Genomic DNA, 13,477 nt, shown 5'->3' with positions numbered 1-13,477 from the left:
CTAATGGGACGGCATTTCGAGTTGGCGTTTTGAGTGGGGTTTTGCAAATCGCAGACAACAAAAAAGGGCTCACCTTTCGGTGAGCCCTTCTAGACCGCCCAGCAGAGCGGATTTTGTTTGGTAGGCGCGATTGGACTCGAACCAACGACCCCCACCATGTCAAGGTGGTGCTCTAACCAACTGAGCTACGTGCCTGCTGTGAGGCGGCATTCTACGGAATTCCGGATGGGTGTCAACACCTTTTTTCGAGCTAACCCTATGAATATGCAAAATATTTAATTTCGCGGCGGTTAAGAAGATTTTCCGGTGGCTGGCGGTCGATTTTTAACTCGGGTAGGATCGATGCACTCGTAAAATATATTAAACAGAGGCAGCCGGATGGCGAACACCCCCTACCCCGAATCCTATTACGCCGCGTCAGCCAATGCGGTTCCACCGCGCCCGGCGTTGCAGGATGACGTAGAGACTGATGTCTGTGTGATCGGCGCCGGCTACACCGGTCTGTCCTCTGCCCTGTTTTTGCTGGAGAACGGTTTCAAGGTAATGGTACTGGAAGCCTCCAAGGTGGGTTTTGGTGCGTCGGGCCGTAACGGCGGCCAGATCGTTAACAGTTATAGCCGCGACATTGATGTGATCGAGCGCAGTGTCGGTCCCAAGCAGGCTCAGTTGCTGGGGCAAATGGCGTTTGAGGGCGGGCGGATCATTCGTGAGCGGGTCGCCAAATATAATATCCAGTGCGACTTGAAGGACGGTGGCGTGTTCGCCGCCATCACTGCCAAGCAGTTGGGCCATCTGGAATCGCAGAAACGCCTGTGGGAACGTTTTGGTCATACGCAGCTTGAGTTGCTGGATCAAAAGCGTATCCGTGAAGTGGTGGCCTGCGATCAATACGTCGGCGGCATGCTCGACATGAGCGGTGGGCACATTCATCCGCTCAACCTGGCGTTGGGCGAAGCGGCGGCGGTCGAATCGCTGGGCGGCACGATTTATGAGCAGTCGCCGGCGGTCCGCATTGAGCGCGGCGCGAATCCGGTGGTGCATACGCCACAGGGCAAGGTCAGGGCCAAGTTCATTATTGTGGCCGGCAATGCTTATCTCGGTAATCTGGTGCCGGAGCTGGCCGCCAAGTCGATGCCCTGCGGAACCCAGGTGATTACCACCGAGCCGTTAGGCGATGAATTGGCCAAGCGCCTGTTACCGCAGGATTACTGCGTCGAGGACTGCAATTACCTGCTCGATTACTACCGCCTGACCGGCGACAAGCGCCTGGTCTTCGGCGGCGGTGTTGTCTATGGCGCGCGGGATCCGGCGAACATCGAAGCGATCATCCGGCCGAAGATGCTCAAGGCGTTCCCTCAGCTCAAGGACGTGAAGATCGATTACGCCTGGACCGGCAATTTCCTGCTGACCCTGTCGCGCCTTCCTCAAGTCGGACGGATCGGCGACAACATCTACTATTCCCAGGGTTGCAGCGGCCACGGCGTAACGTACACGCACTTGGCGGGCAAGGTGCTGGCCGAAGCGCTGCGTGGCCAGGCTGAGCGTTTCGACGCGTTTGCGGACCTGCCGCACTACCCGTTCCCGGGTGGGCAATTACTGCGTACACCGTTTGCTGCGCTGGGTGCGTGGTACTACGGGTTGCGGGACAAGTTCGGGTACTGACCGACACTGCAAAACGATTGCGGGTGCTCGCGATCGCGGAGGGTCAGTCAACACAGATATCGAATGTGATGGCCTCATCGCGGGCAAGCCCGGCTCCCACAGGGATCAGCGCATGGCTTTAGAGCCGATCCCGCGCTATGCCGCTACGGATTCGCAGGATGTCGGCGAGTACGGCGAGGGCAATTTCCGCTGGGGTCTTGCTGCCAAGGTTCAACCCGATGGGCGCATGAATCCGCGCCAACTCCGCGTCTCCCAGACCACCAATCCTGCGCAACCGCTCGAAGCGCTTCTGCGAGGTCTGCATCGAGCCCATCACCCCGATGTAAAACGCCTCGGTGCGCACGGCTTCCATCATCGCCAGGTCATCGATGCGCGGATCGTGAGTCAAGGCCACTACCGCGGTGTCGCTGTGGCAGCCGCCGTCAGCAATGAACACCGAGGGCAATTGACGACGAATCTCGACGTTCTCCAGCACGACCCCTTCCAGCACTTCGTCGCGCGGATCACAGAGAATCACCTCGAACCCCAGGCCAACCGCAAACTCTGCACACGCCTGGGCGACGCTGGAATACCCCGCCAACAGCAATCGCTGAGCCGCGCCGATCCGCATGCGTACCCGATCAATCTCACGTTCGATACGCACGCCCTGCTCACGGTCAGCGAACAGGCTACGCGCACCGCTGGCCAGATCGACCTCGCGGATCAGCCGACGCTGGCCGAGCAACGCCGACGCCAGTTCCCGCAGATGAGCTTGAACCTCACATCCAGATTCCAGCTTCTCCACCAACACATCGAGCACGCCGCCACAGGGCAGGCTCACCCGCGAACGCGGATCATCGCCTTCGCCATATCGAACGACGCTGACCGCATCGAGGAACACCCCCTCGGCGACGCGTTCGAGAAAGTCTTCCTCGACGCAACCGCCGGACAGCGAGCCAATCCAATGCCCGCCGCTGTTCACCGCCAGCAATGAGCCCGGCGCGCGCGGCGCCGAGCCATAAGTGGCGAGCACCGTGCACAGCCAGATGCGCTGGCCGGCCATCGACCATTCCAGCGCCCGTCGCACGACTTGCAGATCGAGATGCTGCATGTCAGTGCGCCTTGTGCTCGAGCGGCGGCGCATCGGCCCGCAACGTCTGCACGTCGCTCACCGCCAGATCACCCGACTGTCCACCCCAGCCCTGACGCAGGTAGTTCAGCAAATCGGTGAGTTGCTCGTGGCTGAGCTTCTCGGCGAACCCCGGCATCGGTTGCATGTGTTCGAACCCGGCAAATTTCTGCTCGCCGATGCCGTCGTCGATCACCCGCACCAGGTTGCGCGGATCTTCCAGGCGCAGCGTGGTGTTGCCGCGCATGGCCACGGCAATGTGCGGCTTGCCCTCGCCGCCGACCGCGTGGCATCCGGCGCAGACGTTCAGGTAATCCTGACGACCGCGTTGGGCGCTGGCACTGAGCTTGTCCAACGGCACATCGGTCAGCACCTTGGCCGCTGGCGGTTGATCGCCGAGCAGGAAGGTCGCCATCGCCGCCAGGTCCGGGTCATTGAGGCCTTGGGTGCTGTTGTGGAACACCGGGAACATCTCGTTGAACATCGTGCCCTGGGCGCTCATGCCATGCTTGAGGAACGAGCTCAGGTCCTGATGATTCCAGCCGCGCGCGGCCAGGTCATTGGCCAGCAAGCTTGGCGCCAGGTAGCCGTTGAGCAGGCCGCCGGTCATGCGCTTGTCCTGCTGCATCGCGCCCGGCAAGCCGCGCGGGGTGTGGCATTCGCCGCAGTGACCGAGCACGTCGACCATATATTGGCCACGCTTCCAGGCTTCGCTTTTGCCTTCGGCCGATTCCAGCTTCACGTCCTTGCCGTAGAGCGTGTTCCAGCCCATCAAGCCCAGGCGCACGTTGAACGGAAAGCTCAGGCTCGTGACCGGTGCTGCCCGCTCGATCGGCTCAACGGTTTTCAGGTAGGCGTGAATCGCGTCGGAATCTGCGCGCGGCATCAGGTGATACGAGGTGTAAGGCATCGCCGGATACAGGTTCGCGCCATCGCGACGCTTGCCCTCGGTGAGCGCGGCGAAGAATTCGTCATCGTTGTACAAACCGATGCCGTGCTCTTTGCTCGGGGTGATATTGGTGCCGTAGATCGTGCCGAACGGCGAGACGATCGGCAGCCCACCCGCATACGGTGCGCCACCCGGCGCGGTGTGGCAGGCCACGCAATCGGCGGCGCGGGCGAGATAAGCACCACGAACCACCTGATCATCCGCATGTGCCAGCAACACAGGCGCAGCCAGACCAACCGCCAACGTCAGGCGGGACAGTAAATGCTTCATGCTTAACCCTCCTTGACCAGACCGAGATCGGTCAGCACGTTGCGCGTCGCGCTGTAATACCGCACGTAGCCGGTGCAGCGGCAAATGTGGTGACCGAGGCTGTCCTCAATGACTTTTTCCAGATGGCTTTTGACGATGGGCTGACGTTGCAGCTTCTCCACCAACACCGTCGCTGCGTTCACAAAACCCGGCGCGCAGTAGCTGCACTGGAAGGCGAATTCATCGACAAAGCGCTGTTGAATCGGATTGAGTTCGATGACCTGGCCCTGCTCATCGCGGGTCGCGTGGCCTTCAATGGTCCGCACTTTTTTGCCTTCAAAATAATGCGCGCCGGTGATGCAGGTGCGCACTTCTTCGCTGGTGCCGTCGGGGTTATCGACGATCACCACGCAGGCGTGGCAGATGCCTTGGCCGCAGCCCAGACGCGAGCCGGTGAGGTTTTTGTATTCGTGCAGGTAGTCGATCATCGGCAGGTCATCAGGGATGTCCACCGGGCCGACGGATTGACCGTTGAGGGTCAGTTGAAGCGGACGGTTAGGCATTGAGGGCCTCCTTGATGCGTGCAGAAGTGATAGGCAGGTCGCGGACCCGTTTTCCGATGGCGTGCGCCACGGCGTTACCGATGGCGCCGACCACCGGGATCATCACCACTTCGGCGATGCCCTTGGATGGATCGCTCGGCGACAGCGGCGGGAGGATCTCGGCCGTCTGCGTCCAGACCGCCACGTGCCGCGCCATCGGCAAGCGGTAGCGGTTGAAATTCCAGTCGCCCTCCCCCGGCCCGCCTTCGTACAGCGGCATCTCTTCCATCAGCGCATGGCCGATGCCCATGGCGATCCCGCCTTCGAGCTGGCCCTTGACCAGCTCTTCCACCAGCACCCGACCGCACTCGACCCACGAGTGGTGGTTGAGCACTTGCACTTCGGCGGACCCCTTGTTCACTTTCAATTCCACCAGCGTCGCGACCGGGCTGTAGTAAGTCACCGCCGCGTTGTTCAACTGGGTGTCCGGGTAATGCACGCTCTGGCGATCCAGCAAATGGAAACCGGCGCTTTTCATCTGCGCCTTTTTCACGCTCGGAGCGCCGTCACCGTACTTGACCGCCAGGCCATCCAGCGGCAGACGTTCGCGCACGCCGTCGATGCTGAACTCGGCCTCGGCCCAGCTCCAGCGGTTGAAACCGTGCACGGTCGCGCCGGTCACCAGGCCTTTTTCGTGTGCATGCTTGGCCAGCTGTTCGAAGCTCAGCGGCTGCATGCCGTTGGCGGTGAGTCTGCCGTCGACCCAATGCGCATCTTCGCGGCGCACCACATACGGGTTGGCCTGGCCGCCGTAAGGGCCCTGGCCCCAGATCTGCAATGCCGCCGGCCACAATCCGTGGTTGAACAGCACACGCGCCGCTTCACGGGTGGCGTGGCTGAAGTAGTAGGCGGAGTTGGTCGCCGACGAGGCCGACGCGAGCTTGCCGACCCAGCGCGGATTGCGCAGAAAATTGTCCTGTTCGGCCTGGCTCATGATGTACGGGTTGCCGCCGGTGATCAGCTGCAACTCTTTCCATTCGGTCTCGCCGGTCTTCACTTCAGTCGCCGGGACGCCGAGAAAATCGGCCACGACCAAGGCCTGCGAGGTGGACATGCCGGTGCCGATTTCGATGCCAATGTGGCGCAGGGTGATGTGCCCATCAACGGTGAATTCGATGCTGGCCATCGGCGCTTCGGAACCGGTGCCGAAGTCTTTCTGGCAGATGGCAAAACCAACGCCGTACCAGTTATCCGGGTCTTGGGCTTCGCGCTGTTTCTTGATTGCGTCGCGGTTTTTCCAGACTTCGTGCACGGCCGCCTTGTCGAGAATCTCGTGCAGGCGCAGGGCACCTGCCGGCACCGCGCCCTGGGTGTTTTTCATCCCCGAGCGCATGGCGTTTTTCTTGCGCAGATCGATGGCGTCGATGCCGAGGCGACCGGCGATTTCATCGACCATCATCTCGGTCGAGGCCATGCTTTGCAGCGTGCCGTAACCGCGCATCGACCCGGCTTCAACGGCGCGGGAATGGTAGGCGGTGACCTGCAGTCGTTCTGCGGCATGTAGTAGATCGACTGCGCCGCCGTGGCACCAACCGCTGCTACGGAAGGGCTGTAGTTGATCCGCCCGCCGCCGTCGACGTTCATCTCGGCGCGGAAAATCTTGAAGCTGTGATCAGTCTTGTCCACCGCCAGTTGGTAGCGGATGTCGAACGGATGGCGCTTGATGCCGCTCTGGAACTGCTCGTAGCGATCGTTGGCCAGACGCACCGGCACACCGGCACCGTACAACGCCGCAAGCGCCGCGTAGTACACGAAAATGTTGTGGTCTTTGGAGCCATAACCGACGGTGTAGCCCGGGTGCATGTTCAAGTTGGCCAGGCCGAAACGCGACGGCGCGATCATCTTCGCGGTCTCGGTCGCGGTTTCCAGCGGGCACTGGGTGGCAACGACGAAATGCAAGGTCTTGGTCGCCGGGTCGTACCAGCCGTTGCCGTTGTCCGGCTCCATGGCGGCGGGTTCGATCGAAGGGGTTTTGTAACGCTCGTCGAACACCAGCCAGTTGTCTGGCGGCGTGTCGATCTGCTGCTTCATGCGCTCGGCGTAAAACAGCCCGCGCTCGGTCAGGTTGCCGTGCAGGTTCGGCTGGGAATTCCATACCGGACGCCGATTGCGCAGCATCGGAAACAGGATCGAATCCTTGAGGCTGGCGAATTCGTCTTCGTCCGCCGAGGTCGCGCCGCCCACCCGAACATAGCGGAAGCTGCCGTAGGGGTCGCCTTCGTAGAAAGGCACCTGGGCGCCGTAACGAATCGCTTTGTCATTGAATTTGAGCTTGGCCTTGGCTTGGCGGAAGCGTTCGAAGTCGTTCCAGATCAGGATCGCCACCGGGTGCCCGATGAACATTGGCACCTTGCCTTCCGGCAGCAGCGGATCGGGCGCGTGTTCTTCCGGGAAGACGATGCCGTCCTTGTCCAGGTCAGCGGCGGTGACGATGCGGTCCGGCTGCAACTCGGCGCCGAGCCACGTCAGGTCGTAACCGGCATAAATGCGATCGGCCTTGGTGGTTTTCAGCAACATGGCGTGGCCTTGTTGCTGCGGCCAGCCCGGCATGTCCTTGGCACGGATGTCACGGGCAAAGACTTTGCTGCCGCAGACCTTGGACAAGGCATCGTTACGCGAGCGCGCCTTGCCGTTGTTGCCGAGCCATTGCTCGGACGGCACGGTCACGCTGTTTTCCATCAAGGCCGCCAGCGCCTGACTGCTGAGCGGCGTGAGCGTCACGCTCACACCCGCCACCAGCCCGCCCTGAAGGAACGAGCGCCGGGATATTTCACGGTTGGACATGGATCATCCTCTGGGCGGTTATGGGTCCGCCCTTCTGGTTATGTTCTGGGGATCTCGAGTCTTGCAGAAGCCCTTTTTGACGAGGCAAAGGGCTGTGTTGACAGTGCAAAGCTGACCGAAAGGTTAACTTTATAGATTTATGTTCTTTTAGAAAACAACCGGTAACAAAAATCTGACCAAAGAATCAAAAAGCCGCCGCTTTTCGGCGGAGTAAATCGATAAACAAACCCAACTCCCGGCTGATGTGTTCGCCCTTGCGCAGCAACAATCCGAACGGTGCCAGTTGCACATCCAGCTCCACCGGCAGCGCCACCACCAGACCCATTTTCAGGTAGTCGCGCAACGCGGTTTCCGAGAGCACCATGATTGCGTCGGTCAGTTGAATCAGTTGCTGCATCGAATACACCGAACTGCATTCGATGATGTCGGCGGGTGTCGGCAAGGCCAGGCGCTGCAAGGCCTGATCCAGCCCGATGCGCGCCGGACTGGTTTCCGGCTGCAGGATCCACGGCCAGCCGCTGACCAGTTCCGAGAGTTCGAGTGTTTCCCGTTGCACCAAGGGATGACCCGCGTGAACCACGACCAGCAGCCGTTCGTTACCCAGCTGTTCAAACTCGTAATGTTCACTGTCGGTGGCAGCGTTGCGGCGGGCGATGGCGAGGTCGATGCGGCCCTGTTCCAGGAGCTGGATCACCTGGTCGCTGGTGTCGCCCATGATGCGAATGCGCAACTGCGGATTGAGCGCCTTGATTTCGGCAATCGAATCCATCACCAGGTCCGGTGCGGCGCCCATGATGGTGCCGATGGACAGATAACCGTAACCGCCCTGCTGCCGCGCGATCAGGTCTTCGGCGCAGCGGTCGAGGCCGCTGAGGGCGGATTCGGCGAAACGAATCAACTCACTGCCCAGCGCCGTCGGCCGCATGCCGCGCGGCAGGCGCTCGAACAGATCGCAGCCGAACATGTCTTCAATCTCATGGAGCATTCGGGTCGCCGCCGGTTGCGACATGTTCAGGCTTTGCGAGGCGCGGTGCAGGTTCTGACTGCTGCTCAGCGTCACCAGCATGTGCAAATGCTTGTAGCGCAGGCGGTTGAGCAGGCTGCGGGAGATGATCGGCGTGGTCATGACGGGCCTTTTGTATCGATACCCTAAGGGTATCAGTTGTGAGCTAGATTCGATTTGTAACGCATCGATCCCCGGCCGTACAGTCTTTCCCATAAGAACAAATGCCCTACCAAAGGAAAACTGCGATGAAGACTCTACCTGCGCCTCTGCTCGCCAAAATTTCCTGGCGGCTGCTCCCCTTCCTGCTGCTGATGTACATCATGGCCTTCCTCGACCGCGCCAACGTCGGGTTCGCCAAGCAAGCCTTTCAAGCCGACACCAACATCAGCGACGCTGCCTTTGCCTTTGGCGCCGGGGTGTTCTTCGTCGGGTACGCGCTGCTTGAAGTGCCGAGCAATCTGATCCTGCACCGCGTCGGCGCCCGCCTCTGGATGTGCCGGATCATGGTCACCTGGGGCCTGGTCTCCGCCGCCATGGTCTTCGCCCACAACGAAACCACTTTCTACGTCCTGCGCTTTTTGCTGGGCGTAGCCGAAGCCGGTTTCTTCCCCGGGGTCATCCTCTACCTCACCTACTGGTTCCCCAGCGCCGCGCGCGGCAAAGCCATGGGCTTCTTTTACTTCGGCGCGCCGCTGGCGTTCATCTTCGGCAGCCCGCTGTCCGGTCTGCTGCTGGAAATGGATGGCTTTGCCGGTTTCCACGGCTGGCAGTGGCTGTTTGCGGTGGAAGGTTTGATGGCGACTGCTGTGGGCGTCTGGGCCTATTGGTATCTGGACAATCGCCCGGCCGATGCGAAGTGGCTGACGGTTGAAGAACGCCAGCAAGTGCAAGGCATCCTCGATCAAGAAGACAGCCACAAACAGAACCACGGCCGCAGCCTGCTTAACGTGCTGTGCCAACCCTCAGTCCTGTACTTGTGCCTGATTTATCTGCTGATTCAGGCCAGCGTCTACGGCGTGGTGTTTTATCTGCCGACCCAAGTCGGCGGACTGTTGGGCACCAAGGTCGGGCTGATGGTCGGACTGGTCACGGCGATTCCATGGATCTGCGCGATAGTCGCGGCGTACCTGATCCCCGGCTACAGCGACCGCACCGGCGAACGTCGCCGCACCGCCTGCCTGACGTTGCTGATGTCGGCAGCCGGGATCGCCTGCTCGGTGACCTTCGCCAGCCCCTTCCTCGGCATCGTCGCCCTGTGCTTCGCCGCTTCCGGCTTCATCGCCGTGCAACCGGTGTTCTGGACCTTCCCTTCCAGCTACCTCGCCGGCAGCGCCGCTGCAGCCGGGATCGCCTTGATCAACTCATTCGGCGCCCTCGGCGGCTTCATCGCCCCGGTCCTGAAGAACTGGGCCGAAGGCGCCTTCCATTCACCGGCCGCAGGCTTGTACGTGCTGGCCGGCACCACCGTCATCGCCGCGTTGCTGGTCCTGGGCATTCGCTCACCCGTCCAGAAGCCTTCCAACACACCGGCCACCGTTTAACCTGAGGAGTCACACCATGGGCATTCCAACCATCAAGCACGTCCGCGCCTTCACGTTGAGAGGCGGCGGCGCGGATTATCACGATCAGGCGGACGGTCACTGGATCGACGATCACATTGCCACGCCGATGAGCAAATACCCCGAGTACCGTCAGAGCCGCCGCACCTTCGGCATTAACGTGCTCGGCACGCTGGTGGTCGAGATCGAAGCCAGTGACGGCACGGTCGGTTTTGCCGTGACCACCGGTGGCGAGCCTGCCGCCTATATCGTTGAGAAGCATCTGGCGCGTTTCCTCGAAGGCGCACGGGTTACCGACATCGAAAAAATCTGGGACCAGATGTACCAATCGACGCTGTATTACGGTCGCAAAGGCATCGTGATCAATACGATCTCCGGCGTCGACCTGGCGTTGTGGGACTTGCTCGGCAAGATCCGCAAAGAGCCGGTGCACCAATTGCTCGGCGGTGCGGTGCGCGACGAATTACAGTTCTACGCCACCGGCGCCCGTCCGGACCTGGCGCAGAAAATGGGTTTCATTGGCGGCAAGATGCCGTTGCACCACGGCCCGGCCGAAGGTGAGGAAGGCCTGCGCAAGAACCTCGAAGAACTGGCGACCATGCGCGAACGCGTCGGCCCGGACTTCTGGCTGATGCTCGATTGCTGGATGAGCCTGGACCTCAACTACGCGACCAAGCTGGCGGTCGGCGCCCACGAATATGGCTTGAAGTGGATCGAAGAAGCCCTGCCGCCGGACGATTACTGGGGCTACGCGGCCCTGCGCAACAACGTGCCCAAAGGCATGCTGGTGACCACCGGTGAGCACGAAGCCACCCGCTGGGGCTTCCGCATGCTTCTGGAAATGGGCTGCTGCGACATCATCCAGCCAGACGTTGGCTGGTGCGGCGGGATCACCGAGCTGGTGAAGATTTCCGCCCTGGCCGACGCGCACAACGCCCTGGTCATTCCCCACGGATCTTCGGTCTACAGCTATCACTTCGTCGCCACCCGGCATAACAGCCCGTGCGCCGAGTTCCTGATGATGGCGCCGAAGGCCGATGAAGTGGTGCCGATGTTCCATCCGCAATTGCTCGGCGAACCGGTGCCGGTGAACGGTCGCATGCGCCTGTCGGCACTCGACCAGCCAGGTTTCGGCGTGACGCTCAACCCGGAATGCCAACTGCATCGGCCGTATAACCGCTGAGAAAGGACCCTGCCATGAACACGCCTCACAACGCTTTCAAGGCCGCGCTGAAAAACCCTGCGACCCAGTACGGTATCTGGGCCGGTTTCGCCACCGGCTACGCCGCCGAGATCGTCGCCACCACCGGTTACGACTGGATGCTGATCGACGGTGAACACGCACCGAACACCGTGCCCGGCGTGCTCGCGCAATTGCAGGCGGTGGCGCCCTACGCCACTGCGCCTGTCGTGCGTGCGGTGACGGGCGATGCCAACCTGATCAAGCAACTGCTGGATATCGGCGCGCAAACCTTGATGATCCCGATGGTCGAAACCGCCGAGCAGGCGGCAGCGCTGGTACGCGCGATGCGCTATCCGCCGCACGGCATTCGTGGCGTCGGTGGCGGTTTGACCCGCGCCACGCGCTGGGACGGCGTGCCGGACTACCTGAACACCGCCCATGAGCAGCTGTGCCTGATCGTCCAAGTGGAATCGCGCACGGGTGTGGAAAACGTCGAAGCAATCGCCGCCGTCGAAGGTGTCGACGCGGTGTTTATCGGCCCGGCGGATTTGTCCATCGGCCTCGGGCATGCCGGCAACCCGGGTCATCCTGAGGTTCAAGAACGCATCCAGCACGCGGTGAAAGCGACGCTCGCAGCCGGCAAGGCTTGCGGCATTCTCGCGCCGAACGAAGAGGACGCGCGCCGCTATCAGAGCTGGGGTTGCCAGTTCATTGCGGTGGCCATCGACATCAGCCTGCTGCGCCAAAGCGCCATGGCCACCCTCGCGCGCTATCGCACACCGACCACCGAGCACGCGCCGTCGCGCACCTATTGATCAGCCAAGGAGTCGCCCCATGTCGTCCGTGCCTGTCTACGAAAACTTCATCAACGGCCAGTTCGTGGCCAGCGCTGCCCATCTTGACGTGATCAACCCGGCCACCGGTGTCGTGCTGTCGAAAGTCCCGGCCTCGACGGCCGAAGACGTCGACCGCGGCCTCGCCGCCGCGCGCGCCGCGCAAAAAGACTGGTCGCGCAAACCGGCGATTGAACGCGCCGGGCATCTGCGCCGGATCGCCGCCAAACTGCGGGAGAACGTCCAGCACTTGGCGCGCACCATCACCCTGGAACAAGGCAAGGTCAGCGGTCTGGCGGAGGTGGAAGTCAATTTCACCGCCGACTACCTCGACTACATGGCCGAGTGGGCCCGGCGCATCGAAGGCGAAATCATCACCAGTGACCGGCAGAACGAAAACATCTTTCTGTTCCGCAAACCGCTGGGCGTAGTCGCCGGGATTCTGCCGTGGAATTTTCCGTTCTTCCTGATCGCCCGCAAGATGGCCCCGGCCCTGCTGACCGGCAATACCATCGTGATCAAACCCAGTGAAGAAACCCCGAACAACTGCTTCGAATTCGCCCGGCTGGTGGCCGAAACCGATCTGCCGCCCGGCGTGTTCAACGTGGTTTGCGGCGACGGCCGAGTGGGTGCGGCGCTCAGTGCGCACAAGGGCGTGGACATGATCAGCTTCACCGGCAGCGTCGACACCGGTTCGCGAATCATGGCCGCCGCTGCGCCGAACATCACCAAACTCAACCTGGAACTGGGCGGCAAGGCGCCGGCCATTGTGCTGGCGGATGCCGATCTGGACCTGGCGGTAAAAGCCATCCGCGATTCGCGGATCATCAACAGCGGCCAGGTGTGCAACTGCGCCGAGCGGGTGTACGTCGAACGCAAGGTCGCCGATCAGTTTATCGAACGCATCGCAGCGGCAATGAGCGCGACCCGTTATGGCGATCCGATTGCTCAGCCAGATGTGGAAATGGGGCCGTTGATCAACCGCCAGGGCCTGGACAGCGTCAACCGCAAGGTGCGCACGGCGTTGAGCCAGGGCGCGAATTTGATCAGCGGTGGGCAGATTGCCGATCTACCGAACGGCTTTCACTTCCAGCCCACGGTATTGGCCGGGTGCAGCGCCGACATGGAAATCATGCGCGAAGAGATTTTCGGCCCGGTGCTGCCGATCCAGATTATCGACGACCTCGACGAGGCCATCGCCCTGGCCAACGATTGCGACTATGGCCTGACCTCGTCGATCTACACCCGCGACTTGAGTAAAACCATGCAGGCGATGCGCGAGCTGGATTTTGGCGAGACTTACGTCAACCGGGAGAACTTCGAGGCCATGCAGGGTTTCCATGCCGGGGTGCGTAAATCCGGGATTGGCGGTGCGGATGGCAAGCATGGGCTTTACGAGTACACCCATACGCATGCGGTTTACTTGCAAAGCTAAGCCTGGCGGTGTTGCTGACGCCGCCATCGCGGGCAAGCCCGCTCCCACAGGGTTCTTGGTGTTCACTCAATTTGTGGAACAACACAGATCATTGTGGGAGCGGGCTT

Annotated in this window: 9 protein-coding genes, 1 tRNA gene and 1 pseudogene; 5 read left to right on the top strand and 6 right to left on the bottom strand. The window is 61.5% G+C overall.

The genetic code is table 11. From position 1 onward, the window contains the following. Positions 1-118: 118 nt before the first annotated feature. Positions 119-195 (bottom strand) — tRNA-Val (locus tag ACIQV9_RS24000). Positions 196-378: 183 nt separating this feature from the next. On the opposite strand from ACIQV9_RS24000, the gene ACIQV9_RS23995 reads away from it, so the two are divergent. After that, the gene (locus tag ACIQV9_RS23995) at positions 379-1,662 is read left to right on the top strand and encodes an NAD(P)/FAD-dependent oxidoreductase (protein ID WP_403106778.1); all 1,284 of its coding nucleotides are present in this window, start codon (positions 379-381) and stop codon (positions 1,660-1,662) included. Positions 1,663-1,780: 118 nt separating this feature from the next. On the opposite strand, the gene ACIQV9_RS23990 is transcribed toward ACIQV9_RS23995, so the two are convergent. The 5 genes and pseudogenes from ACIQV9_RS23990 to ACIQV9_RS23970 form a co-directional block, all read right to left on the bottom strand. Further along, entirely contained in the window at positions 1,781-2,752 is a 972-nt protein-coding gene (locus tag ACIQV9_RS23990; RefSeq protein WP_403106775.1) for an XdhC family protein, read from the bottom strand. 1 nt (position 2,753) lies between these two features. Further along, a complete protein-coding gene (locus tag ACIQV9_RS23985; RefSeq protein ID WP_403106772.1) occupies positions 2,754-3,989 on the bottom strand; it encodes a c-type cytochrome in 1,236 nt (411 codons plus the stop codon). 2 nt (positions 3,990-3,991) lie between these two features. Continuing rightward, entirely contained in the window at positions 3,992-4,531 is a 540-nt protein-coding gene (locus ACIQV9_RS23980; protein ID WP_403106769.1) for a (2Fe-2S)-binding protein, read from the bottom strand. Then, positions 4,524-7,354: pseudogene (locus ACIQV9_RS23975) on the bottom strand (xanthine dehydrogenase family protein molybdopterin-binding subunit). The gene ACIQV9_RS23980 and the pseudogene ACIQV9_RS23975 overlap by 8 nt, the downstream one beginning before the upstream one ends. Positions 7,355-7,538: 184 nt before the next feature. Continuing rightward, positions 7,539-8,480, bottom strand: a complete 942-nt coding sequence (locus ACIQV9_RS23970) for a LysR family transcriptional regulator (RefSeq protein ID WP_403106766.1) — start codon at positions 8,478-8,480, stop codon at positions 7,539-7,541. Positions 8,481-8,605: 125 nt separating this feature from the next. On the opposite strand from ACIQV9_RS23970, the gene ACIQV9_RS23965 reads away from it, so the two are divergent. Genes ACIQV9_RS23965 through aldA form a run of 4 tightly spaced genes read left to right on the top strand, consistent with a single transcriptional unit; the run spans position 8,606 to position 13,370 of the window. Continuing rightward, on the top strand, positions 8,606-9,901 hold the full coding sequence (locus ACIQV9_RS23965) for an MFS transporter (RefSeq protein WP_403106763.1): 1,296 nt from the start codon (positions 8,606-8,608) through the stop codon (positions 9,899-9,901). Between the two features lie 16 nt (positions 9,902-9,917). Beyond that, on the top strand, positions 9,918-11,102 hold the full coding sequence (gene rhmD / locus ACIQV9_RS23960) for an L-rhamnonate dehydratase (protein ID WP_403106760.1): 1,185 nt from the start codon (positions 9,918-9,920) through the stop codon (positions 11,100-11,102). A 14-nt stretch (positions 11,103-11,116) separates the two neighbouring features. Continuing rightward, positions 11,117-11,917, top strand: coding sequence for an aldolase/citrate lyase family protein (locus tag ACIQV9_RS23955; protein WP_403106758.1), 801 nt, complete (start codon positions 11,117-11,119; stop codon positions 11,915-11,917). Between the two features lie 19 nt (positions 11,918-11,936). Next, complete coding sequence (gene aldA, locus ACIQV9_RS23950; RefSeq protein WP_403106755.1) at positions 11,937-13,370, top strand: aldehyde dehydrogenase; 1,434 nt, start codon at positions 11,937-11,939, stop codon at positions 13,368-13,370. The last annotated feature ends 107 nt before the right edge of the window (positions 13,371-13,477 follow it).

Origin of the sequence: Pseudomonas sp. NPDC099000 (assembly GCF_044759925.1) — a bacterium.
Lineage (GTDB): Bacteria > Pseudomonadota > Gammaproteobacteria > Pseudomonadales > Pseudomonadaceae > Aquipseudomonas.
Note: the sequence above shows the minus strand (reverse complement) of the source record. Positions and strands in the feature narration are given on the sequence as shown.

Coding starts and splice junctions, on each gene's coding strand:
- ACIQV9_RS23955 (WP_403106758.1), top strand. CDS start 11,117: ATGAACACGCCTCACAACGCTTTCAAGGCCGCGCTGAAAAACCCTGCG.
- ACIQV9_RS23980 (WP_403106769.1), bottom strand. CDS start 4,531: ATGCCTAACCGTCCGCTTCAACTGACCCTCAACGGTCAATCCGTCGGC.
- rhmD (WP_403106760.1), top strand. CDS start 9,918: ATGGGCATTCCAACCATCAAGCACGTCCGCGCCTTCACGTTGAGAGGC.
- ACIQV9_RS23970 (WP_403106766.1), bottom strand. CDS start 8,480: ATGACCACGCCGATCATCTCCCGCAGCCTGCTCAACCGCCTGCGCTAC.
- ACIQV9_RS23985 (WP_403106772.1), bottom strand. CDS start 3,989: ATGAAGCATTTACTGTCCCGCCTGACGTTGGCGGTTGGTCTGGCTGCG.
- ACIQV9_RS23990 (WP_403106775.1), bottom strand. CDS start 2,752: ATGCAGCATCTCGATCTGCAAGTCGTGCGACGGGCGCTGGAATGGTCG.
- ACIQV9_RS23995 (WP_403106778.1), top strand. CDS start 379: ATGGCGAACACCCCCTACCCCGAATCCTATTACGCCGCGTCAGCCAAT.
- ACIQV9_RS23965 (WP_403106763.1), top strand. CDS start 8,606: ATGAAGACTCTACCTGCGCCTCTGCTCGCCAAAATTTCCTGGCGGCTG.
- aldA (WP_403106755.1), top strand. CDS start 11,937: ATGTCGTCCGTGCCTGTCTACGAAAACTTCATCAACGGCCAGTTCGTG.